The organism is Methylobacterium sp. J-068, from assembly GCF_022829445.1.
Taxonomy (GTDB): Bacteria; Pseudomonadota; Alphaproteobacteria; order Rhizobiales; family Beijerinckiaceae; genus Methylobacterium.
In genome coordinates this window covers 64,639-86,203 of record NZ_JAKSXY010000083.1, presented here as the reverse complement: position 1 = coordinate 86,203, position 21,565 = coordinate 64,639, and the positions used below count along the sequence as shown (strand labels likewise).

The window sequence follows — 21,565 nt, the reverse complement described above, 5'->3', positions numbered from 1 at the left end:
CGCCCTACGCAGGGCCGTGCGGGTGCGGCGCTTGCGTTCCCAGGTTGGAATGGGTTGAGAGTGATCGCCGGACATGGGATCGCACGCCCGAACGTGCGACCGCGCGACAGGAGGATGACGGATGGCGCTGCCCGAACGCGAGGCGATGGATTTCGACGTGGTGATCGTGGGCGCCGGTCCGGCTGGGCTCGCGGCCGCCATCCGCCTCAAGCAGCTGGCGCCGGAGGTCAGCGTCGTGGTGGTGGAGAAGGGCTCCGAGGTCGGCGCCCACATCCTGTCCGGCGCGGTCGTCGATCCGTCGGGCCTCGACGGGCTGCTGCCGGGCTGGCGGGACGACGACGCTCGTCCCCTGAAGACGGCCGTCGAGCGCGACGAGTTCATGTTCCTGACGAAGAACAGCGGCGTCACCATGCCGAACCTGTTCTTCCCCAAGCTGATGTCGAACCACGGCAACTTCGTCGGATCGCTCTCGAACGTCGCCAAATATCTCGGTGCGAAGGCCGAGGAACTCGGCGTGGAAATCTATCCGGGCTTCCCGGCGGCGGAAGTCCTCTACGACGGGGCCGGCACCGTGGTCGGCATCGCGACCGGCGACCTCGGCATCGGCAAGTCCGGCGAGCCGCGCGACGACTACACGCGCGGCATGGAGCTGCGCGGCAAGTACACGATCTTCGGCGAGGGCGCGCGCGGCTCGCTGACCAAGACGCTGATCGACCGCTTCAAGCTCAACGCCCACAGCGACCACCAGAAATACGGCCTCGGCGTCAAGGAACTCTGGCAGCTGGCGCCCGACCGGTTCCAGGCGGGCCTCGTGCAGCACACGATGGGCTGGCCCCTGCCGAACAAGGCCGGCGGCGGCTCCTGGCTCTACCATTTCGACGACGGCCTGCTCTCGGTCGGCTTCGTCACGCACCTGAACTACGAGAACCCGACCCTGTCGCCGTTCGAGGAGTTCCAGCGCTTCAAGACCCACCCGATGATCGCCGAGACCTTCGAGGGGGCCAAGCGCATCGGCTACGGCGCCCGCGCGATCATGGAGGGCGGCTGGCAATCGGTGCCGAAGCTCGTCTTCCCCGGGGGCTGCCTCGTCGGCGATTCCGCCGGCTTCGTGAACGTGCCCCGCATCAAGGGCTCGCACAACGCGGTGCTCTCCGGCATGCAGGCGGCCGAGGCCATCGCGCAGGCCCTCGAATCGGGCCGCCAGGGCGACGAATTGAGCAGCTACGAGAACGGCTGGCGCGCCAGCGCCATCGGGCAGGACCTCAAGCGCGTGCGCAACGTGAAGCCGCTCTGGTCGCGCTACGGCACGCTGGTCGGCGTCGGTCTCGGCGGCCTCGACATGTGGTCGAACACGATCCTGGAGGCCTCTCCCTTCGGCACGCTCAAGCACGGCAAGCCGGACCACGCCACGCTCAAACCTCTCTCCGAGGTCAAGCCGATCGTCTACCCGAAGCCGGACGGCAAGCTGACCTTCGACCGGCTCTCCTCGGTGTATCTCTCGAACACCAACCACGAGGAGGACCAGCCGGCCCACCTCAAAGTGCGCAACCTCGACCTGCAGAAGGCCTCCGAGCACGACGTCTTCGGTGGTCCCTCGGCGCGCTACTGCCCGGCGGGCGTCTACGAATGGGTCGCGGATACCGGCGCCAGCGACGGCGTCCGCTACCAGATCAACGCCCAGAACTGCGTCCACTGCAAGACGTGCGACATCAAGGACCCGAACCAGAACATCAACTGGGAGACCCCCGAGGGACCGGGCGGGCCGAACTACCCGAACATGTGACGCGACCGGGGCGGCCGGGGTCCACGCGCCGGTCCGCCCCCTCCCCGTCACGGTCTCGGGAGCCCCGGACCGTGACGGGACGGCGCCTCCGCGCGCCGCCATCCTTATGCCTTGCGAGGATGGTGCGAAGAGTCCAGTGTCCCGCCCCGAACGAGTCCGGCCGCGTCGTCGGCCGGTGCGCAGGAGCCGTGATCGGTGCCCATGAACGGAAACGTCAAGATGTCTCGGATCGGCCGCCGGACCGTCTCGGCCCTCACTCTCTGCCTCGCGGCCTCCCTGTCCGCTCAGTCCGCCCGCGCGGCGCAGCCTCGCGAATCGGCGCCGGTCTCGGAATACGAGCCCGCCGAATCCCTCGAAGGCAACTTCCTCTCCGCCTACATCGCCGGTGCCTCGAAGGACACGGCGGCGGCGGCGAGCTTCTACCGCGAGGCCGTGAAGGCCGACCCGCGCAACGCCGAACTGCTGGAGCGCGCCTTCGTCTCGCTGCTCGCCGACGGTGCCCTGCCCGACGCCTTCCGGGCCGCCGAGCGCCTGACCAGTCGCGACGGCTCGAACGGCCTCGCCCAGCTCGCCCTCGGCGTGCGCCAGATCAAGGCCGGCCAGTTCGCGCAGGCGCGCCAGAACTTCGCCCGCAGCGGCCGGGGCGCGGCCGCCGACCTCACGGGCACGCTGCTGACCGCCTGGGCCTTCGCCGGAGCCAATGACGGCAAGCGGGCGCTGGACACGATCAACAAGCTCAAGGGCGAACGCTACTACAACACCTTCCGCGATTTCCATGCCGGGCTGATCGCCAGCCTGGTGGGCGATCAGGCCGAGGCCGAGCGCCGCCTCAAGGCGGCCTACGATTCCGACCGCAACACCCTGCGCATCGTCGACGCCTACGCGCGCTTCGAGGCCCAGGCCGGCCGGACCGACCTCGCGATCCAGGCCTATACCGAGTTCGACAAGCTGCTGCCGCGCCACCCCATCGTGCGCGACGCCCTGACCAAGCTGAAGGAAGGCAAGCCCCTCGCCCGCCTCGTCAACTCGGCGCAGGAGGGGGCCGGCGAGGTGCTGTACGGGCTCGGCGCGGCCGGTTCGACGCAAGGGGACGAGCTGCCGGCGGTGGTCTACCTGCGGCTCGCCCTCTACCTCGCGCCCGAGCATGCGCTCGCGCGCCTGACGCTCGCCGACATCCTCGACCGGATGAAGCAGACGGACCGCGCCAACGAGGCCTACGCGCAGATCCCGACCAGCTCTCCGTTGCGCCTCAATGCCGACGTCCAGATCGGGCTGAACCTGGAGCAGATGGGCAAGGGCGACGAGGCCATCGCCCATCTCGACGCCGCCATGAAGGCGCATCCCGACGACATCGACGTCATCTCGGCGCTCGGCAACGTCCAGCGCTCGCGCAAGAAATACGAGGAGGCGGCCGAGACCTACAGCCGCGCCATCGCGCTGATCGGTGACCGCCCGGCCTCGAATTACTGGACGACGTTCTACTTCCGCGGCACCGCCTACGAGCGGGCCAAGCAATGGCCCAAGGCCGAGGCCGACCTGAAGAAGGCGCTGGAACTCGTGCCCGCGAGCCAGCCCGGCGCCCGCGCACAGGTGCTGAACTACCTCGCCTATTCCTGGGTCGACCAGAACATGAACATCGACGAGGCCTTCACGATGCTGAAGCAGGCCGTCGATGCCGCGCCGCGCGACGGCATGATCATCGACAGCCTCGGCTGGGCCTATTTCCGCCTCGGCCGCTGGGACGATGCCGTGCGCGAACTGGAAAAGGCGATCGAGCTGAAGCCCGGCGATCCGACGATCAACGACCACCTCGGCGATGCCTATTGGCGCGCCGGCCGTCGCCTCGAGGGCAAGTTCCAGTGGCAGCACGCCAAGGACCTGAACCCCGAGCCGGACGATCTGGAAAAGATCAACGTCAAGCTGAAGGACGGCCTGCCCGAACTCGACAAGCCGGCGGCCACCGCCGAGAACCCACCCGAGGGCAAGGCAAACCCGGAACTCCCGAAAGGGGCGCCCGCCCCGAGTGAGCCCCCGGGCGCGGCCGACAAGAAGAGCGGCGGCTGATCGCAGAACCTTGACGCGGTGCGCGTTGCGAGGCCAGACCGGCCGCGCAACCGCCCCACCGACAGCCCCGAGACTCCGTGTCCCTCCTCGTCACCCGCGCTCCGGCGAAGATCAACCTGACCCTCCACGTTCTCGGCCGCCGCGCCGGGGACGGCTATCACGAACTCGAAAGTCTCGTGGTCTTCACGGGGTCCGGTGACACCCTGACCCTGGAGCCCGGCCCTACTCTCGGCCTGACGGTCTCCGGGCCGACCGCCGGTCCGGCCGGTCCCCTCGACGACAACCTCGTCATCCGCGCCGCGCGCCATCTCGCCCGCCTCCGGCCCGGCCTCGCGCAGGGCGCCTTCCACCTCGTGAAGCGCCTGCCCGTGGCCGCCGGGATCGGTGGTGGCTCGTCCGACGCGGCCGCCGCCCTGCGGCTCCTCGCCCGTCTCAACGCCATCGCGCCCGAAGACCCGGCTCTGTTGGCGGCGGCCCGCGCCACCGGAGCCGACGTTCCCGTCTGCCTCGACCCGCGCGCGCGGATGATGCTGGGCGCGGGCGAAAGCATCGGTCCGACGCTCGGACTCGCGCCGCTGGCCGCCGTGCTGATCAATCCCGGTGTCCCGGTCGAGACGGCGCCGGTCTTCCGTGCGCTCGGCCTCGCCATCGGCCAGCGCCACACCGTCGCGCCGCACCCGATCGTCGCCGCCGCGTCGGATGCGGAGGCGCTGATGCGCGTGCTTCTGCCGACGCGCAACGACCTCGAAGCGCCGGCGCTTCAGGTCGCTCCGATCATCGCGGATGCGCTCGCTGCCCTGCGCCACGAACCGGGGTGCCGGATCGCGCGCATGTCGGGCTCGGGCGCGACCGTGTTCGGCCTGTTCGGCACCCGCTCGCAGGCCGCGCGGGCGGCGCGCCACCTCGGGGCCGCGCATCCGGGATGGTGGGTTCGGTCGGCGCTGCTGCGCTGAGGGCCGGGCGTCGGCAAGCCCCCCTCGTCCCGCGAGATCGATACTGTATCGCCGCCGAGGGGCACCGGGCCGGTTTCGGAAGACGGTCCTCGATCCGACAGCATAGGGCACGAGTCGAGACCGGGCTTTGTCTTCGGATTCGATGATGGATCAGGTCCAGCTCCGGAATCGTCCTCGGACGTTTACGGTCGCGCAAGGTCTATCCGAGCATTGTCGCCCGGTAGAGGAGCGCCTGATGCCCGACCAGAAGCACCCGTCCTGGGGAGAGGGTGAGCTACGCGAAATCCTCTGCCTCATGATGATCGGCACCTGCGTCTGGATCGTGGGCACGCAACTCGGGGTGTTCGCGGTCCTGCTCGACGCCACGCGGAGCCACAATCTGCAGGACATGCTGATGCTGGGGCTCTGCATGTGCCTCGGCCTGATCGCCGCGGCGGTGCGCAAGTCGTTCAAGTTGCGCAGGGCGATGCAGGAGCGGGACGGCGCGGAGGCGCAAGCCGAGAGCATCGCGCGCCACGACGCGATGACCGGGCTCGCCAATCGGCGTCTGTTCCGCGAGACGCTGGCGGCGCGCCTGGACGCGGCGTCGGGCGTGCCTGCCCTGGCGGTGCTCCAGGTGGATCTCGACCGCTTCAAGCCGATCAACGACGTTCACGGCCACGCGGCGGGAGATGCGGTCCTGTGCGTCGTGGCCGACCGGCTGCGCCGACTCGTGTCGGCCGACAGCCTCGTGGCGCGCCTGGGCGGCGACGAATTCGCGATTCTGACGGAGGCGGGTGAGGGTGCGGACAGCCTCGCGCGCCTCGCGCGGGAAATCGTCAAATCGCTCGCCCAGCCCATCACCTGGGCCGAGAGCCGCCTCGAAATCGGCGCGACCGTGGGAATCGCCGTGGCCACGCAAGAGAGCCGGACCGCGGACGCGCTCCTGCACGCGGCCGACGTCGCCATGTATCAAGGCAAGCGCGACGGACGCGGCACGTTCCGGTTCTTCCACCTGGATATGGGGCATGCCCTGAAGGTGCGGGCCCAACTCGAAGGCGAGTTGCGGGTCGGGATCGAGCGCGGAGAAATCAGGCCCTTCTATCAGCCGGTGGTCGCGTTGCCGGACCGCGGACTGATCGGCTTCGAGGTGCTTGCCCGCTGGCATCATCCACGCAAAGGCCTGCTCGGCCCCGATGCCTTCATCACGCTGGCGGAGGATACGGGCCAGATCGCCGACCTCACCTGGTCGCTGATGCGGCAGGCCTGCACCGATGCGCGCTCCTGGCCGCCCCACCTGCAACTGGCGATCAACATCTCGCCGCTGCAGCTCCAGGATCGCCACCTGCCCGAGCGCATCCTGGCGATTCTTACCGAGACCGGGTTCAAGCCGGGCCGCTTGGAGATCGAGATCACCGAGACGGCTCTCGTGAACGACCTGGAGGCGGCCCGCGTGGCGCTCAAGTCGTTGCAGAATTTCGGAATCCGCATCGCGCTGGACGATTTCGGGACGGGCTATTCGAGCCTCTATCACCTGCGTGAGTTGCAATTCGACAAGCTGAAGATCGATCGCAGCTACATCACGTCGATTCCGCTGAGTTCGGATCGCGCCAAGCTGGTGGATGCGATCATCGCCCTCGGCTCGAGCCTCGGCCTCGTCACCACCGCCGAGGGCATCGAATCCGCGTCCAGCGTCGACTGGCTCGCGGATCAGGGCTGCACCTACGGTCAGGGCTACCTGTTCGGGAAGCCGATGGACAAGATCACCACCGACGGGCTTCTCGAGGATTGGACGGATGGCGCGGGCAATCTCGTGATCGCTCCGCCGGATGCCGCTCCAGACGGCGGCGCCATGGCGGACGCGGCGACGCCACCCGACGCTCCGAAACATCGGCAGATCGCGGCCTGAGCCTGCGGGAAACGCCGGGCGCTCAGTGCGCCCGCGCGATGCAGAAGTCGACGACCTGCAGAAGCGCCTGCTTCATCGGGCTCGGCGGAAACGGCGCCAGGGCCGCGCGGGCCCGGTCGCCATAGAGGCGCGCGCGCGCCATCGTCTCCTCCAGGGCACCGTGGCGCCGCAGGATGGCGCGGGCGGTCTCGAGGTCGTCCCCGGTCACGTCGCCCTGTTCCAGGGTCCGCTTCCAGAAGCCGCGCTCGGTCTCGCTGGCGCGCCGGACCGCGAGCACGATCGGCAGGGTGATCTTGCCCTCGCGGAAATCGTCGCCGACATTCTTGCCCAGGCTGTCGCTGGTGCCGCCGTAATCGAGCACGTCGTCGATGAGCTGGAACGCGATGCCGAGATTCATGCCGTAGGCGCGACAGGCGGCCCGCTCGGCGTCCGCCCGCGCCGCGAGCACCGGGCCGACCTCGCAGGCGGCGGCGAACAGCTCCGCCGTCTTGGCGCTGATGACCGCGAGGTACTCGTCCTCGCTGGTCTCGGTGTTCTTCGCGGCGGTGAGCTGCATCACCTCGCCCTCGGCGATGATGGTGGCGGCGGCCGAGAGGATGTCGAGGGCCTTCAGGGAGCCGACCTCGACCATCATGCGGAAGGCTTGGCCGAGCAGGAAATCGCCCACCAGCACGCTCGCCTCGTTGCCCCACTTGATGCGGGCCGCGACCTTGCCGCGCCGCATGTCGCTCTCGTCCACGACGTCGTCGTGCAGGAGGGTCGCGGTGTGCATGAACTCGACGCTGGCGGCGAGCTTCACGGCGCCGTCGCCGGTGTAGTCGCAGAGGTCCGCGGTGGCGAGCGTCAGGATCGGCCGCAGGCGCTTGCCGCCCGAGGAGATGAGGTGGTTGGCCACCTCCGGGATCATCTGGACCTCGGACCCGGTGCGGGACAGGATCGTGGCGTTGACACGCTCCATGCCGCCGGAGACCAAGGCGACCAGGTCGGCCAGGCTCGCCTCCGGATCGGGGCTGCTCTCATCGATCGGAACTACGACGCCCAAAACCGCGCGGCCTCCAAATCCGAACGCCTCGCGGCGCCTCACACGACCCTATACTCTGCGGCACCCCATCGCATGCGCCCGTTGGCGCTGCAACACGCAGCATGCCGCAAGGTATACGCGGAGCGCCGGTTCGGCCCTGCCGACCGGGGGGGCGAGCGCGGGAGGCGAGACAGGCGATCCATGACCGAGTTGATCCGCAGCAACGACCTCGTCCTCATCGGCTTCGCGCAGTCGCTCCTGGACGGGGCGGACATTCCCGTCCTGGTGGCGGACCAGCACATGAGCCTGCTCGAAGGCTCGATCGGCGCCTTCGCCCGGCGCATCCTGGTCCCCCGCGACCACGCCTCCCAGGCGCGCCGCCTGTTGAAGGATGCCGGGCTCGCGGCGGAATTGCGGGATGCCTGACATGGCCCCGGACGCGGAGCCGAAACTCTGGCTCGGGGGCGCCCTCCGGCTGTTTCAACCGGGGCGCGGTGCCCATCGCGCCGGAACGGACGCGGTCCTGCTGGGAAGCCTCCTGGCGCCGCCGGACGATGCGGTGATCTGCGATATCGGCGCCAGTACGGGGGCGGTGGGTCTGGCGGTGGCACGGCGCGCGCCCGGGGCCCGGGTGATCCTGGTGGAGCGCGATCCCGACCTCGCCGCCTGCGCTCGCCGCAACGCCGACCTGAACGGGCTGGGGTCCCGGACCCTCGTCCTGACGGCGGACGTCCTCGCGCCCGGTGCCGCGCGCCGGGATGCCGGACTCGTTCCGAACCTCGCCGACATCGTTCTGACCAATCCGCCCTTCTTCGAGGAGCGGCGCTACCGGGCCTCTCCCATCGCCGGGAAGGCGCGGGCTCACGGCTTCGTGGAGGGGGGCCTCGAGGCTTGGCTGCGCACCTGCGTCGACATCCTGCGTCCCGGCGGCCGAATCGGGCTGATCCATCGCGCGGACGCCCTCCCCGCCTGTCTCGACGCCCTGGCCGGACGGTTCGGCGGGATTTCTGTTCGGCCGGTCCATGCGAAGGCGGATGCGGCGGCGATTCGCGTCCTGATCACGGCGGTGAAGGGCAGCCGCGCGCCCCTCAATCTCCTGCCGGCCCTGGTCCTGCACGACGCGACCGGTCGGTTCACGCCTCATGTCCAGGCGCTGAACGCGGGGCGGGCCTGGATCGGAGAATCATGACGCGTGGGTGCCGGAGGAACGGCCCACGGGCCGTTCCTCGCAGCGTGGAGTCGTGGCGCCGGTTCGCTCAGTAGTTCGCTCAGTAGAACGTGCGGACGCGATAGGGCCGGTGCCAGCCGTGGTGGCGGTGCCCCCAGTGATGGTGCCGGTGGCCCCAGCCGTAGTGGCGGCGCCAGTGATGGCGATGGTGCCAATGGTGCCGTCGATGCCAGTGGCGACGGTGATGCCAGTGCCGGTGATGGTGCCAGTGGCGCCGGTGCCAGTGACGACGATGATGCCAGCGAGCCTGGGCGACGAGCGGGGTCTGTCCGACGGCCTCGAGGGCCGCGACCGGGAGCGGCGCGGCCTGGCCCGCCGTCCCGAGCCCCACCGCACCGCCCACGATGCCCAGAGCGATGATCATCCAACGTAAGACGCGCATGTCGGTCCGCCTCCCCTATCGATGTGTGAACGCCCGGCCGGGCGCCGGGGGCCGCCTCGGCGCGGCGGCCTGCTCAGCAACGGCGAAGCTGGCGAAATGGTTCGCTCCACCCCACTTCACCTCCGCACTCACGACCGGTCGACCCCCTTCCCCGCGATCCGCTTGCCGCGATCGCCTTCCCGAACGAGATCCCATGCCCCTCTCCCTCCCCGCGCCGCTCCGTGCGCTGCTGCCGCGACGCTGGCGTGCCAAGACCCCGCGCGTGGCGGTGCTCCGTCTCGACGGCGTCATCGGCGCGGTCTCGCCGTTCCGTGCCGGGCTCTCGATCTCGGGTTTGGCGGGGAGCCTGGAGCGGGCCTTCACCATGCCGGACATCGCGGCGGTCGCGCTAATCATCAACTCGCCGGGTGGGTCGCCGGCGCAGTCCCACCTCATCCACACGCGCATCCGGGCGCTCGCGGCGGAGAAGAACCTGCCTGTCCTGGCCTTCGTGGAGGATGTGGCGGCGTCCGGCGGCTACATGATCGCCTGCGCGGCCGACGAGATCATCGCCGACCCGATGTCCCTGGTCGGATCGATCGGCGTGGTGTCGGCGGGCTTCGGCTTCGATCGCCTGATCGAGCGCATCGGCGTCGAGCGGCGGGTGCATACGCAGGGCGAGGCCAAGGGGATGCTCGACCCGTTCCGCCCCGAGGATCCGGCGGACGTGGCGCGGCTCAAGGTGATTCAGGCGGACGTGCAGGCCCTGTTCACGTCCCTCGTCAGCGGCCGGCGCCCGAAACTGGCGCCGAACGGCGAGAACCTGTTCACGGGCGCGGTCTGGACCGGCCGGCAGGCGGTGCCGCTCGGCCTCGTGGACGCGCTGGGCGACGCACGCTCCACCCTCCGGAGCCGCTTCGGCGACAAGGTCGAACTCGTGCTGGTCGCCGAGAAGAAGGGCTCGCTCGTGGCGCGCCTGCTGCGGCGGGCCGGGCCGGGTGGCACCGCGTCCGGCGTCGCGGGCGAAGTCCTGGCGGCGATCGAGGACCGCGCCGCCTTCGCCCGCTACGGCTTGTGAGGACTCAGCGGCGGCAGGTATCCCCGGCATAGCCCGCATAGACCACCCGAACCTTGCGGATGCAGGGCTCGGCCTGGGCGGGCGCGGGCACGGCCCCGACCTCGATCGGCGTCACGGCTTCCGGCATCGCCACCACCTCCGAGTGATCGGGCGTGGCGAGGGCGTTCGAGGCACTGATGACGAGCGGCGTCGCGACGAGGGATGCAGCAACGAGGGCGGCGAAGACTGTGAAGGAAGAGCGCATGGCCCGTGGTTCCAAATGATCGACCGTCGCGGGTGACGGCGAAAACCCCTTGATTGTCCAGTAAACTTGGCGGCAAGCGAGACCGTTCCACGGCTAAGCGCAATCGTGGCGAAATTGTGTGTCGCACCGCACGCGCGCGGCGCACCCCGCTCGCTTGACACCCCCGGCGGGCCTCTTAAACGCTGGCCGCCCCTTCACGGACCGGAAGCCCCATGTCGAGCGCCAGCCCCCTGTCGAGCGCCGCCGATCTTGCGCCCAAGACCTCATTCCAGGGGCTGATCCTGACGCTGCAGCGGTTCTGGGCCGCGCAGGGCTGCGTCATCCTTCAGCCCTACGACATGGAAGTCGGCGCCGGCACCTTCCACCCGGCCACGACCCTGCGGGCGCTCGGGCCGAAGCCCTGGAAGGCCGCCTACGTGCAGCCCTCGCGCCGCCCCAAGGACGGGCGTTACGGCGAGAACCCGAACCGGCTCCAGCACTATTACCAGTTCCAGGTCATCCTGAAGCCGAACCCGCCGAACCTGCAGGAACTCTACCTCGCTTCCCTCGATGCCATCGGCGTCGACCTCAAGCTGCACGACATCCGCTTCGTTGAGGACGATTGGGAGAGCCCGACTCTCGGCGCCTGGGGCCTCGGCTGGGAATGCTGGTGCGACGGCATGGAGGTGAGCCAGTTCACCTACTTCCAGCAGGTGGCGGGCTTCGAGTGCGCGCCCGTGGCGGGCGAACTCACCTACGGGCTCGAGCGGCTGGCGATGTACGTCCAGGGCGTCGAGAACGTCTACGACCTCAACTTCAACGGCGGCGAGGGCGCGGACCGCGTCTCCTACGGCGACGTCTTCCTCCAGTCCGAGCAGGAATACTCGCGCCATAATTTCGAGGCCGCCGACACGGCGATGCTGTTTCGCCAATTCACCGATGCCGAGAAGGCCTGCCGGACCTATCTCGACGCCGGGGCGCCCGCCTCCGAGACGGAGCGCCACCGGATGGCCCAGCCCGCCTATGACCAGTGCATCAAGGCGAGCCACGTCTTCAACCTGCTCGATGCGCGCGGCGTCATCTCGGTGACCGAGCGCCAGAGCTACATCCTGCGGGTGCGCGAACTCGCGAAGGCGTGCGGGGCGGCGTACCTGCGCACGGCGGGTGGCGGGGCAGCCTGATCGCCCCCGCCGCCGACCGCGCCCTGCTGACCCGAACGCACTCTATTCCGGACGCCGCCCCATGCCCGACCTCCTCCTCGAACTGCGCTCCGAAGAGATTCCCGCCCGCATGCAGCGGCGCGCGGCGGACGATCTCAGGAAGCTCGTCACCGACGCCCTGGTGGAGCGGGGCTTCCTCTACGAGGGCGCCAAGGCTTTCGCGACGCCGCGCCGGCTGGCGCTGCACGTGGCCGGGCTGCCGCCGCGCGGACAGGACGTGCGCGAGGAGCGAAAAGGGCCCCGCGTCGGGGCGCCGGAGGGCGCGGTCCAGGGCTTCCTGAAGAGTGCCGGACTCGCGAGCCTCGATCAGGCGACCATCGTCACGGACCCCAAGAAGGGCGAATTCTACGTCGCGGTGATCGAGCGGCCGGGCCGCGAGACCCTCGACGTTCTGGCCGAGATCCTGCCCCAGATCATCCGCGCTTTCCCGTGGCCGAAATCCATGCGCTGGGGCAAGGCCTCGGCGCAGCCGGGCGCCCTGCGCTGGGTGCGCCCGCTGCAATCCATCGTGGCGACCTTCGGCCCCGAGACGGAGACGCCGGACGTGGTCCCGTTCGAGATCGACGGGATCGTGGCCGGGACCACCACCTACGGCCACCGCTTCCTGGCGCCCGAGGCCATCGAGGTCCGGCGCTTCGACGATTACGTGCAGGCCCTGGAGCGCGCGAAGGTCGTGCTCGACGTGGAGCGGCGGAAAGACATCATCCTGCACGATGCCCGCGACCTCGCCTTCGCGCGCGGCCTCGAACTCGTGGAGGACGAGGGTCTGTTGGAGGAGGTCGCCGGTCTGGTGGAATGGCCCGTGGTGCTGCTCGGCTCCTTCGACGCGGCCTTCCTCGACATCCCGGCGGAGGCGATCCGCGCCACCATCCGGGCCAACCAGAAGTGCTTCGTGCTGCGCGCACCCGGCACCGACACCCTCGCGCCGGCCTTCATCCTGACCTCGAACCTCGTCGCCAGCGACGGCGGCCTCGCCATCACGGCCGGCAACGAGCGCGTGGTGCGGGCGCGGTTGTCGGACGCGAAGTTCTTCTGGGAGACCGACAAGGCGATCCGACTGGAAGACCGGCTGCCGAAACTCGATGCGATCGTGTTCCACGAGAAGCTGGGGACGCAGGGCGCGCGGGTCGAGCGCATCGCGGCGCTGGCCCGCGAACTCGCGCCGCTCGTCGGGGCCGACCCGGACCTCGCCGAGCGCGCGGCGACGCTCGCCAAGGCCGATCTCGTCACCGAGATGGTCGGCGAGTTTCCCGAGCTCCAGGGGCTGATGGGGCGCAAGTATGCGGCGCTCCAACGGGAACCCGACAGCGTCGCGGCGGCGGTGGAAGACCACTACAAACCGGTCGGTCCCTCCGATCGGGTTCCCACCGATCCGGTGGCCGTGGCCGTCGCGCTGGCCGACAAGTTCGACACCCTGGTCGGATTCTGGTCCATCGACGAGAAGCCGACCGGCAGCAAGGACCCTTACGCGCTTCGGCGTGCGGCCCTGGGCGTGATCCGCCTGCTCATCGAAAACACCGTCAAGATGTCCCTGCTGCGCGACGGATACCAGGCGGCGGCGGACGGCCTGCGGAACTACGGCGACGCGACGAAGAACGACACGTCTGCGAACGAGGTCGATCCGGAAGCTTCGAGCCTCCTTGCCTTCTTCGCCGACCGCCTGAAAGTCTATCTCCGCGACAAGGGCGCCCGGCACGATCTCATCGACGCCGTCTTCGCGCTGCCCGGCCAGGACGACCTTCTGATGGTGGTGCGCCGCGTCGAGGCGCTGGGCCGGTTCCTGGAGACCGACGACGGGAAGAACCTCCTCGCCGGTTACAAGCGCGCCGCCAACATCCTCCGGATCGAGGAGAAGAAGGACGGCCGTGTGTACGAGGCCGCGCCGGATGCGGCGCTCGCCGCGCGGGGCGAACCGGAGGAGCGGGCCTTGGCCGAGGCCTTGGAAGCCGCGCGCGACAAGGCCTCGGCGGCCGTCGCGGCGGAGGATTTCGCCGGGGCCATGCAGGCGCTCTCGACCCTGCGGGCGCCGGTGGACGCCTTCTTCGAGCGGGTGACGGTGAATGCCGACGAGCCGGCGCTTCGGACAAACCGCCTCGCCCTCCTCAACGCCCTGCGGGCGGCGACGCGCGAAGTCGCGGATTTCTCGCGCATCGAGGGCTGACAGCGCCTGCAACCAAGTCCCGGGCAGGTCTCGCTCGGGCCGCCGGATCGAGGTGGAACGCTTTCTCGATTCTCCCCGTTGGAACCGCAGCTTTCCAACGCGGGAGATCTTCATGCGCAGTTCCATCATCGCCGCATTCACCTTGGCGACTCTGTTCGGCGCCACCGCCGTTCAGGCCGAAACCACGGTCATCCGCCGCGATGCGCCCGACACCGTCGTTGTCGACCGGCCCTCCACCGAGACCCGCACGGTCGAGCGTCGCGAAACCAATGATGGCTGTTCGTCGAAGACCGTGACGAAGGAGAACGACGTCGGCGACCGCAAGACGGTCACCAAAGAAACCTGCGATTGATCCGACGCCGGCTTTCAGGCTTGCGGCGACCCGTTCCGGTTCCACCGGGGCGGGTCGTTCGCGTTCAGAGCGCCTTGGCGTAGCGCCAGGCCTCCATCCCGTCCTCGTAATAGTCCGGGATGACCGCGAAGCGATTGTAGCCGCGCCGCTCGTAGAGGCGGATGCCGGCGCCGTTATCGGCCCGTACCTCGAGGCGCAGGTGGGTGCAGCCATGCGTCCGTGCGTCGGCCTCGGCCCCGTCGAGGATCAGGCTTCCGAGCCCCAGGCCCGACCGAACGGGCGAGACCGCGATGGAGGAGAGGCGCGCGTTGCGGCTGCCGCGCCGCCGCTCCAGGGTCGCGGCCCCGACCAGGGTGTCCCGCCCCGCCGCATCGTCGGTGACGGCGACGAGGACCGTCATGCTGGGCGAGCGGATGGCGTGCCGGATCGCGCGCCGCTCGGCCCGGTCGCCGACGAAGGCGGCGTGTTCGAGGGCCACGAGGGCGTCGAGATCGGCCGGGGTCGCCGGGCGCAGGGTCACGGCCGGCGCGGTTTCGTCCTTCTGCGAGGCCGCGCTCACGGGGCGGTCCAGGAATAGACCCAGGTCTCCGAGAGGGCGCGGCCCCCCGCCCGCAGGAACACCCGCAGGTCGGCGGATTGACCGGTCGCGTCCAGGGTCACGTCGATGGCCGCGCGAAACCCCTTGTCGTGCGGGTTCGGCGCGATCGAGGTAGCGGTGATCCGGCCGGCGGAGGTTCCGGCCACCACCTCCACCGTGTCGGGGGCGGGCAGGTAATAGGCGAGGTCGCCCCCGGCGAAATCCACGAGGAAGCGTCGCGTGAGACCGGCCTTCGCCTCCGCGCCCTTGGCGGTCCCGCTCGCCACGGGCGCCACGCCGAAGGTGTTGACGACCCGCGCGCCGGGATGGAGCGGCGCGTCGCCGATCGCCCGGACACGGTAGGCGAGACGGACCGGAATGCCCGCCGGATAGGCCTGCGCCGGGCGCCAGCAGGCGACGATGTTGTCGTTCACCTCCGTATCGGTGGGCAGTTCCATCAGCATCACCGCGCCCTCGCCCCAGGCGCCCTCGGGCTCGACGAAGTAGCCGGGGCGCCGGTCGTAGGACGCCTCCAGGTCCTGATAGCTCTCGAAGCGGCGGTCGCGCTGCATCAGCCCGAACCCCTTCGGATCGCGGTCGCCGAAGGTCGAGATGCGGCGGTCGCGCGGATTGTCGAGGGGGCGCCAGAGCCACTCGCCGCTGCCGGCCGCGATCTGGAGGCCGTCGGAATCATGGAGCTCCGGGCGGTAATCGTCCGTGTGCCGGCGGTCGTTCTCGCCGATGAAGAACATCGAGGTCAGGGGCGCGAGTCCCACGGTGGCGAGGTCAACGCGAGGAACCAGGGTCGCCGTCACCGCGACGCTGGTCTCGTCGCCCGGTGCCACGGTGAAACGGAAAGCGCCGGTGAGCGAGGGACCGTCGAGGAGCGCGTGGATCACCAGGGCATCGGCATGCGTCTCCGGCGCGACGACCCAGAACTCGCGGAACACCGGAAATTCCTCCGGGCCGGCCGTGCCCTCGACGTTCACCGCGAGGCCGCGGGCCGAGAGTCCGTAGAGCTGGTCGCGCCCGAGGAAGCGGTAGTAGCTGGCGCCGAGGAAGACGATGAGTTCGTCGAGGAGGTTCGGCTTGTTGAGCGGCGCGTGGATGCGCAGGCCCGCGAAGCCGAGATCGACGGGCAGCGCCCGGTCGAGCTTCGTCCGCCCCATGTCGTAGAGGCTCGACTGGTACGGGATCGGTGTCGCCACCCCGCCCCGCACGAGGTTCACCGTCACGGGCCGCGTGTAGAGGAAGCCGAGATGGAAGAGCTGGAGCCGGAACGGGCTTCCCTCGCCCAGGAACGCCTTGTCGGGCTTGAAGCGGATGTCCCGCCAGGCGTCGTAATCGAGCTTGGCGATCGGGGCGGGCAGCGCCGGCACCCGGGCGTCGTAGGGCAGCTTCGCGAGGTCCTGCGCCCGGCGCTCCACGTCCGGAAAGCCGAACGGCGTGGTCGGCCGCCCCTCCTGCGCCCGCGCGGGCGCCTCCGCCGAGCCCGCCACGAGCGCGGCGCTCGCCAGTCCCTGCACCACGGCGCGCCGGTTGAGTTCTGTCATGAGGCTGCGACCCGGTCCGACCACGAGAGAAACCGTGCGCTTGATGGCGCGTCCGCCGCGCCTTGGGAAGGGGAGATCGGTGGCCGGCGCCGGGCCGGCGCGGCGTTTCTGCAACATCCCGGTGGGCTGTGGGGAAAGCAGACCCGAAAGATGCCATTTTCCCTTGTAGCCGGAACACCCTGACCGTATATGCGCCTTGCCCAATTTCGCACGTGCCTGTGGCCGCGTGTCGGTTGGTGGGCATCCGGCCAACTGCCGGACAGCCGCCAGGGGTCTTAAAGGATCGATGGTCGAAGGGGTGGATTCCCCCCGGCCGGCATCCAGGTGGCGACACCGGACCCCGACAACAACCGGCAGCCGGAGGCGAAACCGGCGAACCCCGCTCTCCACGGGGGACGCAGCTTAAAGCAACGACGAACGGGCTTTTTTGGTCTCGTCGGCCCTCCAAAGGCCGGCACCGAAGAGGCTTGTTTCTCTTTGCCCGGCGTGCGGTGGGGTCATCCCTTCCAATCCAAGGCAGCTTCCGGGTGCTCTCGCGCCCGCGTTCGACGTCGTGTCTCCAAAGCACGCCGCGCGACGCGTCGCAGCGCCCCCAGACGCCGGACGGCTCACGTCGTCCAGACATTCGACAGCGCGCCCCGCGTGAGGGCGCTCGCGAACCTGTGGGTTGGAACGACCATGACCGATCGTATCCGCGATTTCCTGCGCGCGCGCCGCGACATGGGCCAGGACGAGGGCCCCGTGATGGTGCTCGACCTCGAGGTCGTGCGCGACAACTACACGGCGTTCAGTCGCGCGCTGCCCGACACCCGCGTATTCTACGCCGTGAAGGCGAACCCGGCGCCGGAGGTGCTGCGTCTCCTCGCCGAGATGGGCTCCTGCTTCGACACGGCCTCCGTGGTCGAGGTCGAGATGGCCCTCGCGGCCGGCGCCAGCGCCGACCGCGTCTCCTTCGGCAACACGATCAAGAAGGAGCGCTGCATCACCCGCGCGCTCAAGCTCGGCGTGCGTCTCTTCGCCGTCGATTGCCAGGCCGAGGTCGAGAAGATCGCCCGCGCTTCGGAGGCGGCCGGTGTCGCGGCGTCGGACGTGCAGGTGTTCTGCCGCATCCTCTGCGACGGGGCCGGCGCCGAGTGGCCGCTCTCGCGCAAGTTCGGCTGCGTGCCGGAGATGGCGGTGGACGTGCTGGAGCACGCCTATCGCCAGGGCCTGACCGCCTATGGCGTCTCGTTCCATGTCGGCTCGCAGCAGGGCAACACCGGCGCCTGGGACGGGGCGCTCGCCTCCGCCGCCATGATCTTCGCGGAATGCGCCCAGCGCGGCATCAGCCTGCAGATGGTCAATCTCGGCGGCGGCTTTCCCACCAAGTACCTGAAGGCGGTGCCGGGCGTGGAATCCTACGGCGACGCGATCTTCCGCGCGCTCACCAAGCATTTCGGCAACCACCTGCCCGAGACCATCATCGAGCCGGGGCGCGGCATGGTCGGCAACGCCGGCATGATCGAGGCCGAGGTTGTGCTGGTGTCGCGCAAATCCGATGCCGAGGACGAGGTGCGCTGGGTCTATCTCGACATCGGCAAGTTCGGCGGTCTCGCCGAGACCATGGACGAGTCGATCCGCTACGCGATCCGCACCGACCACGACGAGGACCGCATGGCCCCCTGTGTGCTCGCCGGCCCGACCTGCGATTCGGCCGACGTGCTCTACGAGCGTGTGCCCTACCCGCTGCCCGTGTCGCTCTCCATCGGCGACAAGGTGCTGATCGAGGGGACCGGCGCCTACACCACCACCTACGCGGCGGTGGCGTTCAACGGCTTCCCGCCCCTTCAGCAATACGTCATCTGAATCCGCGCACGATGCTGACGCGAGCACCGGACGTCCTCCACGGAGACGGCCCGGTGCTCGCAACGCCCTACCCTCGCCCCGCGCGCATCGCCGGCCCTCGGCCGGCGTCGCCCGGATCGTCTCGTCGCCTGCCCACCTGCCGGCCCTCGTGCCGGACCACTTGCCGGGAAGGGTGCCGCCTTGGTCCAGATTCGTGACGAGAAGCCGGGGGACGTCGTCGCCCGCGAACACCTCCTCGACGCCTGCCTCGGCGAGGCGCGCCGCCTGAAGACGTCCGAGCGCCTGCGCGAGGGACGGCTTCCGGCCGAGGGTCTGGCTCTCGTTGCCGAGCGCGAGGACCGCGTGGTCGGCACCGTCCGCCTGTGGCATGTCGAGGCCGGCGCGCGCCGGCCCGCTTTGTTGCTCGGACCGCTGGCCGTCGATCCGGCGATCCAGGGGCTCGGTCTCGGCGCCACGCTGATGCGGTCCGCGCTGCGCCGGGCCGCGATCCTGGGCCACGGCGCGGTCGTGCTGATGGGGGACGCGCCCTACTATGCCCGGTTCGGCTTCTCGTCCGCGCTCACCGAAACGCTGTTCATGCCCGGCCCGTTCGAGCGCGAGCGCTTCCTCGGCCTCGAGCTTCGCCCGGATGCGCTGGCGGGCGCGCGCGGCACCCTGCGGGCGTCCGGAGCCTGGGACGAGTCGATTCCGACCCACATCCTGCCCGCGTCGGTGGTCGAGGCGGGTGCGGATTCACGACGACGCGTCGCCTGATTGACGAGCCGCCGCCGCGGCGGCTCAGCCGTTCGCGTGCGGGTTCGACTTGGCGGCCAGATCGCAGCGGCGCTGAAACGCGGCTCCGTGACGGCGGCTCACGGCGCGCAGCATCGAGGCGGCCAGGGTGATGATTCCGGGATCGCGATCGATCGGCTCGTCGACGGGAGCGGCGAGTCGTGACGTGATGAGAGCGAGCATGGCAGAAGTCCGTGGCGTGGAGGGACGGACGCTTCCTCGAAGGGGATCGCTATTGTTCTGTTGCAGTGCAATAGCGGCGCGGTACCGGGCGGTCGCAATGCGTGTCCGTGGGACTGCGCCCTGCGCGCACGTCATACGCGCCTTCAATATTCCGTAATGATCGCCTCGCGGCGCATGCCCCATCGGCGTCACTCCGGTTGACCGGGACGGCGCCAAACGTCACTGAGCCCGTCGCCTGTTCGTCACGTCCGCCGCCTAAGGCGTGCGGTCGCCTCGCGACGATCACGACGCGAATGTGAGAAGGAATCCGACGCATGACCGAAGCCGCTATCTCCTGGCCCGTCCACGGCCGCATCACCGGCCCCATCGTGATGATCGGCTTCGGCTCCATCGGACGCGGCACCCTTCCGCTGATCGAGCGTCACTTCGAATACGACAAGGCCCGCTTCACCGTCATCGAGCCCTCGGACGCGCACAAGGCCCTCGCCGACAAGCACGGCCTGCGCTTCGAGCAGGTCGCCCTGACGAAGGAAAACTATCGCGACGTGCTCACGCCGCTCCTCACGGAGGGGGGCGGACAGGGCTTCTGCGTGAACCTCTCGGTCGACACGTCCTCCCGCGCGATCATGGAACTCTGCCGCGAACTCGGCGCCTTCTACATCGACACGGTGGCCGAGCCCTGGCCGGGCTTCTACTTCGACAAGCACAAGAGCCAGGGCGACCGCACCAACTACGCGCTGCGCCAAGAGATCCTCGATGCGCGCACGGCGAGCCCGGGCGGCACGACCGCCGTGTCGTGCTGCGGCGCGAATCCCGGCATGGTCTCGTGGTTCGTCAAGCAGGCGCTCCTCGACATCGCCGGTGACATCGGCCTGACGACCCCGGAGCCGAAGGACCGCGCCGGCTGGGCCGCGCTGATGCGCGAAGTCGGCGTCAAGGGCGTCCACATCGCCGAGCGCGACACCCAGCGCGCCAAGTCCGCCAAGCCCATGGGCGTGTTCGTCAACACCTGGTCGGTGGAGGGCTTCGTTTCCGAGGGCAACCAGCCGGCCGAACTCGGCTGGGGCACGCACGAGACCTGGATGCCCGAGAACGGCCGCCAGCAGGAGAAGGGGTCGCGCTGCGCGATCTACCTGCTCCAGCCCGGCGCCGACACCCGCGTGCGCTCCTGGACGCCGACCGCCCAGTCGCAATACGCCTTCCTGGTGACCCACAACGAGGCCGTGTCGATCTCCGACTACTACACCGTGCTGGAGGGCGCGCGCGCCGCCTATCGGCCGACCTGCCACTACGCCTATCACCCCGCCAACGACGCGGTGCTGTCCCTGCACGAGATGTTCGGCAACGGCGGCAAGGTGCAGGAGACGATCCACATCCTCGACGAGACCGAGATCGTGGACGGTATCGACGAACTCGGCGTGCTCCTCTACGGCCACGCCAAGAACGCCTACTGGTACGGCTCGCAGCTCTCCATCGAGGAGACCCGCCGCATCGCCCCCTACCAGAACGCCACCGGCCTTCAGGTGACCTCGGCGGTCCTCGCCGGCATGGTTTGGGCCCTGGAGAACCCGGAGGCCGGCATCGTCGAGGCCGACGAGATGGATTTCCGCCGCTGCCTCGAAGTGCAGACGCCCTATCTCGGCCCCGTCATCGGCGTCTACACCGACTGGACTCCGCTGACCGGCCGCCCCGGCCTGTTCCCGGAGGACATCGACACCAGCGATCCGTGGCAGTTCCGGAACGTGCTCGTCCACGGCTGAGGGGTTTTCCCCCGGCGATCCTGTCACGGGGCGCGCGCGTCGCGCGCTCCGTGACTCTTTCGCTCCGGCGATGCGTGATCTCCATGCATCGGGCACCGTTGTCGGCGGCCCTGGACGACGTCTACGATGCCTCCGCGTTTCGATGCGCGCCATCTTCGTCTCCAGCCAGGACTGAGCCGCCCGGTGCCCCATTTCGAAGATTTCTACGCCGCCAAGCTGCGCGGCTCCCTCGGCCTCACCGACGCCGAATCCGTGCTCGACCTCCGGGGCGTCAACCGACCGACGGCGGAGGCCTCCCTCGCCGACATGCTGGAGCGCAGCCGCTTCGGGAAGGGCAAGACGGTGGCGATCCGCCTCGACCCGCCGCCCGAGGGCGGCGGCGAGACCCTGTTCCAGCCGGCCGGCCGGCTGCTGCTCGATGCCAAGCGCAAGGGACTCGTCGATCGCCTCCAGACCCTGCCCGCCGGTGACGGGCTCGGCTTCTACGTGGCACTTTCCGGCAAGGCCGCGCGTTCCTCCGACGGATAACGTCGCGGCCTCCCGG

General features: G+C 69.7%; 20 protein-coding genes. 14 read left to right on the top strand and 6 right to left on the bottom strand.

Annotated elements, in window-relative coordinates; translation table 11 throughout:
* Positions 1-121 precede the first annotated feature (121 nt).
* The 4 genes from MKK54_RS12985 to MKK54_RS12970 all read left to right on the top strand — a co-directional run bounded on the left by MKK54_RS12985 (position 122) and on the right by MKK54_RS12970 (position 6,688).
* Entirely contained in the window at positions 122-1,783 is a 1,662-nt protein-coding gene (locus tag MKK54_RS12985; protein WP_244011381.1) for an electron transfer flavoprotein-ubiquinone oxidoreductase, read from the top strand.
* A 219-nt stretch (positions 1,784-2,002) separates the two neighbouring features.
* Positions 2,003-3,847, top strand: a complete 1,845-nt coding sequence (locus MKK54_RS12980; protein ID WP_244011380.1) for a tetratricopeptide repeat protein — start codon at positions 2,003-2,005, stop codon at positions 3,845-3,847.
* A gap of 77 nt (positions 3,848-3,924) precedes the next feature.
* Entirely contained in the window at positions 3,925-4,800 is an 876-nt protein-coding gene (locus tag MKK54_RS12975) for a 4-(cytidine 5'-diphospho)-2-C-methyl-D-erythritol kinase (RefSeq protein WP_244011379.1), read from the top strand.
* 235 nt (positions 4,801-5,035) lie between these two features.
* Positions 5,036-6,688 carry a putative bifunctional diguanylate cyclase/phosphodiesterase gene (locus tag MKK54_RS12970; RefSeq protein ID WP_244011378.1) on the top strand — a complete coding sequence of 551 codons (1,653 nt, stop codon included), beginning with the start codon at positions 5,036-5,038 and terminating at the stop codon, positions 6,686-6,688.
* Between the two features lie 22 nt (positions 6,689-6,710).
* Here the strand turns inward: MKK54_RS12970 and MKK54_RS12965 are convergent, their stop codons facing one another.
* The gene (locus MKK54_RS12965; protein ID WP_244011377.1) at positions 6,711-7,730 is read right to left on the bottom strand and encodes a polyprenyl synthetase family protein; all 1,020 of its coding nucleotides are present in this window, start codon (positions 7,728-7,730) and stop codon (positions 6,711-6,713) included.
* A 180-nt stretch (positions 7,731-7,910) separates the two neighbouring features.
* On the opposite strand from MKK54_RS12965, the gene MKK54_RS12960 reads away from it, so the two are divergent.
* Positions 7,911-8,135 (top strand): DUF2007 domain-containing protein, encoded by a 225-nt coding sequence (locus MKK54_RS12960; protein ID WP_244011376.1) that lies wholly within the window; start codon positions 7,911-7,913, stop codon positions 8,133-8,135.
* Position 8,136: 1 nt separating this feature from the next.
* Positions 8,137-8,898 (top strand): tRNA1(Val) (adenine(37)-N6)-methyltransferase, encoded by a 762-nt coding sequence (locus MKK54_RS12955; protein ID WP_244011540.1) that lies wholly within the window; start codon positions 8,137-8,139, stop codon positions 8,896-8,898.
* A 79-nt stretch (positions 8,899-8,977) separates the two neighbouring features.
* On the opposite strand, the gene MKK54_RS12950 is transcribed toward MKK54_RS12955, so the two are convergent.
* Positions 8,978-9,319 (bottom strand): hypothetical protein, encoded by a 342-nt coding sequence (locus MKK54_RS12950; RefSeq protein ID WP_244011375.1) that lies wholly within the window; start codon positions 9,317-9,319, stop codon positions 8,978-8,980.
* A gap of 193 nt (positions 9,320-9,512) precedes the next feature.
* On the opposite strand from MKK54_RS12950, the gene MKK54_RS12945 reads away from it, so the two are divergent.
* Positions 9,513-10,376 (top strand): S49 family peptidase, encoded by an 864-nt coding sequence (locus tag MKK54_RS12945; RefSeq protein ID WP_244011374.1) that lies wholly within the window; start codon positions 9,513-9,515, stop codon positions 10,374-10,376.
* A gap of 4 nt (positions 10,377-10,380) precedes the next feature.
* Here MKK54_RS12945 and MKK54_RS12940 read toward each other — a convergent pair whose 3' ends face one another.
* The gene (locus tag MKK54_RS12940) at positions 10,381-10,620 is read right to left on the bottom strand and encodes a hypothetical protein (protein WP_244011373.1); all 240 of its coding nucleotides are present in this window, start codon (positions 10,618-10,620) and stop codon (positions 10,381-10,383) included.
* Positions 10,621-10,832: 212 nt separating this feature from the next.
* On the opposite strand from MKK54_RS12940, the gene MKK54_RS12935 reads away from it, so the two are divergent.
* From MKK54_RS12935 to MKK54_RS12925, 3 genes are all read left to right on the top strand, one after another.
* Positions 10,833-11,780, top strand: a complete 948-nt coding sequence (locus MKK54_RS12935) for a glycine--tRNA ligase subunit alpha (protein WP_244011372.1) — start codon at positions 10,833-10,835, stop codon at positions 11,778-11,780.
* Positions 11,781-11,841: 61 nt separating this feature from the next.
* Positions 11,842-13,980, top strand: coding sequence for a glycine--tRNA ligase subunit beta (gene glyS / locus MKK54_RS12930; RefSeq protein ID WP_244011371.1), 2,139 nt, complete (start codon positions 11,842-11,844; stop codon positions 13,978-13,980).
* A gap of 112 nt (positions 13,981-14,092) precedes the next feature.
* Positions 14,093-14,332: a hypothetical protein gene (locus tag MKK54_RS12925; RefSeq protein ID WP_244011370.1), complete on the top strand. Its 240-nt coding sequence runs from the start codon at positions 14,093-14,095 to the stop codon at positions 14,330-14,332.
* A gap of 64 nt (positions 14,333-14,396) precedes the next feature.
* On the opposite strand, the gene MKK54_RS12920 is transcribed toward MKK54_RS12925, so the two are convergent.
* Together MKK54_RS12920 and MKK54_RS12915 are read right to left on the bottom strand one after the other, a co-directional pair.
* The gene (locus MKK54_RS12920; RefSeq protein ID WP_244011369.1) at positions 14,397-14,891 is read right to left on the bottom strand and encodes a GNAT family N-acetyltransferase; all 495 of its coding nucleotides are present in this window, start codon (positions 14,889-14,891) and stop codon (positions 14,397-14,399) included.
* Complete coding sequence (locus MKK54_RS12915) at positions 14,888-16,462, bottom strand: glucan biosynthesis protein (RefSeq protein WP_244011368.1); 1,575 nt, start codon at positions 16,460-16,462, stop codon at positions 14,888-14,890. Before MKK54_RS12915 ends, MKK54_RS12920 begins: the two co-directional genes overlap by 4 nt.
* A 678-nt stretch (positions 16,463-17,140) precedes the next feature.
* Between MKK54_RS12915 and MKK54_RS12910 the strand changes: the two genes are divergently transcribed.
* The gene (locus tag MKK54_RS12910; RefSeq protein WP_244011367.1) at positions 17,141-18,307 is read left to right on the top strand and encodes a type III PLP-dependent enzyme; all 1,167 of its coding nucleotides are present in this window, start codon (positions 17,141-17,143) and stop codon (positions 18,305-18,307) included.
* Between the two features lie 180 nt (positions 18,308-18,487).
* Positions 18,488-19,060 (top strand): GNAT family N-acetyltransferase, encoded by a 573-nt coding sequence (locus MKK54_RS12905; RefSeq protein ID WP_244011366.1) that lies wholly within the window; start codon positions 18,488-18,490, stop codon positions 19,058-19,060.
* A 24-nt stretch (positions 19,061-19,084) separates the two neighbouring features.
* On the opposite strand, the gene MKK54_RS12900 is transcribed toward MKK54_RS12905, so the two are convergent.
* Positions 19,085-19,261, bottom strand: a complete 177-nt coding sequence (locus MKK54_RS12900) for a hypothetical protein (RefSeq protein ID WP_244011365.1) — start codon at positions 19,259-19,261, stop codon at positions 19,085-19,087.
* 314 nt (positions 19,262-19,575) lie between these two features.
* Between MKK54_RS12900 and MKK54_RS12895 the strand changes: the two genes are divergently transcribed.
* Both MKK54_RS12895 and MKK54_RS12890 read left to right on the top strand, forming a co-directional pair.
* On the top strand, positions 19,576-21,021 hold the full coding sequence (locus MKK54_RS12895; protein ID WP_244011364.1) for a homospermidine synthase: 1,446 nt from the start codon (positions 19,576-19,578) through the stop codon (positions 21,019-21,021).
* A 183-nt stretch (positions 21,022-21,204) separates the two neighbouring features.
* Positions 21,205-21,549: a hypothetical protein gene (locus tag MKK54_RS12890; protein WP_244011363.1), complete on the top strand. Its 345-nt coding sequence runs from the start codon at positions 21,205-21,207 to the stop codon at positions 21,547-21,549.
* Positions 21,550-21,565 lie beyond the last annotated feature (16 nt).

Excerpts from the sequence above, each read along its gene's own strand:
- MKK54_RS12935 (WP_244011372.1), top strand. The coding sequence starts at position 10,833 with ATGTCGAGCGCCAGCCCCCTGTCGAGCGCCGCCGATCTTGCGCCCAAG.
- MKK54_RS12910 (WP_244011367.1), top strand. The coding sequence starts at position 17,141 with ATGACCGATCGTATCCGCGATTTCCTGCGCGCGCGCCGCGACATGGGC.
- MKK54_RS12895 (WP_244011364.1), top strand. The coding sequence starts at position 19,576 with ATGACCGAAGCCGCTATCTCCTGGCCCGTCCACGGCCGCATCACCGGC.
- MKK54_RS12945 (WP_244011374.1), top strand. The coding sequence starts at position 9,513 with ATGCCCCTCTCCCTCCCCGCGCCGCTCCGTGCGCTGCTGCCGCGACGC.
- MKK54_RS12915 (WP_244011368.1), bottom strand. The coding sequence starts at position 16,462 with ATGACAGAACTCAACCGGCGCGCCGTGGTGCAGGGACTGGCGAGCGCC.
- MKK54_RS12980 (WP_244011380.1), top strand. The coding sequence starts at position 2,003 with ATGTCTCGGATCGGCCGCCGGACCGTCTCGGCCCTCACTCTCTGCCTC.
- MKK54_RS12900 (WP_244011365.1), bottom strand. The coding sequence starts at position 19,261 with ATGCTCGCTCTCATCACGTCACGACTCGCCGCTCCCGTCGACGAGCCG.
- MKK54_RS12925 (WP_244011370.1), top strand. The coding sequence starts at position 14,093 with ATGCGCAGTTCCATCATCGCCGCATTCACCTTGGCGACTCTGTTCGGC.
- glyS (WP_244011371.1), top strand. The coding sequence starts at position 11,842 with ATGCCCGACCTCCTCCTCGAACTGCGCTCCGAAGAGATTCCCGCCCGC.
- MKK54_RS12940 (WP_244011373.1), bottom strand. The coding sequence starts at position 10,620 with ATGCGCTCTTCCTTCACAGTCTTCGCCGCCCTCGTTGCTGCATCCCTC.
- MKK54_RS12970 (WP_244011378.1), top strand. The coding sequence starts at position 5,036 with ATGCCCGACCAGAAGCACCCGTCCTGGGGAGAGGGTGAGCTACGCGAA.
- MKK54_RS12985 (WP_244011381.1), top strand. The coding sequence starts at position 122 with ATGGCGCTGCCCGAACGCGAGGCGATGGATTTCGACGTGGTGATCGTG.
- MKK54_RS12950 (WP_244011375.1), bottom strand. The coding sequence starts at position 9,319 with ATGCGCGTCTTACGTTGGATGATCATCGCTCTGGGCATCGTGGGCGGT.
- MKK54_RS12960 (WP_244011376.1), top strand. The coding sequence starts at position 7,911 with ATGACCGAGTTGATCCGCAGCAACGACCTCGTCCTCATCGGCTTCGCG.
- MKK54_RS12955 (WP_244011540.1), top strand. The coding sequence starts at position 8,137 with ATGGCCCCGGACGCGGAGCCGAAACTCTGGCTCGGGGGCGCCCTCCGG.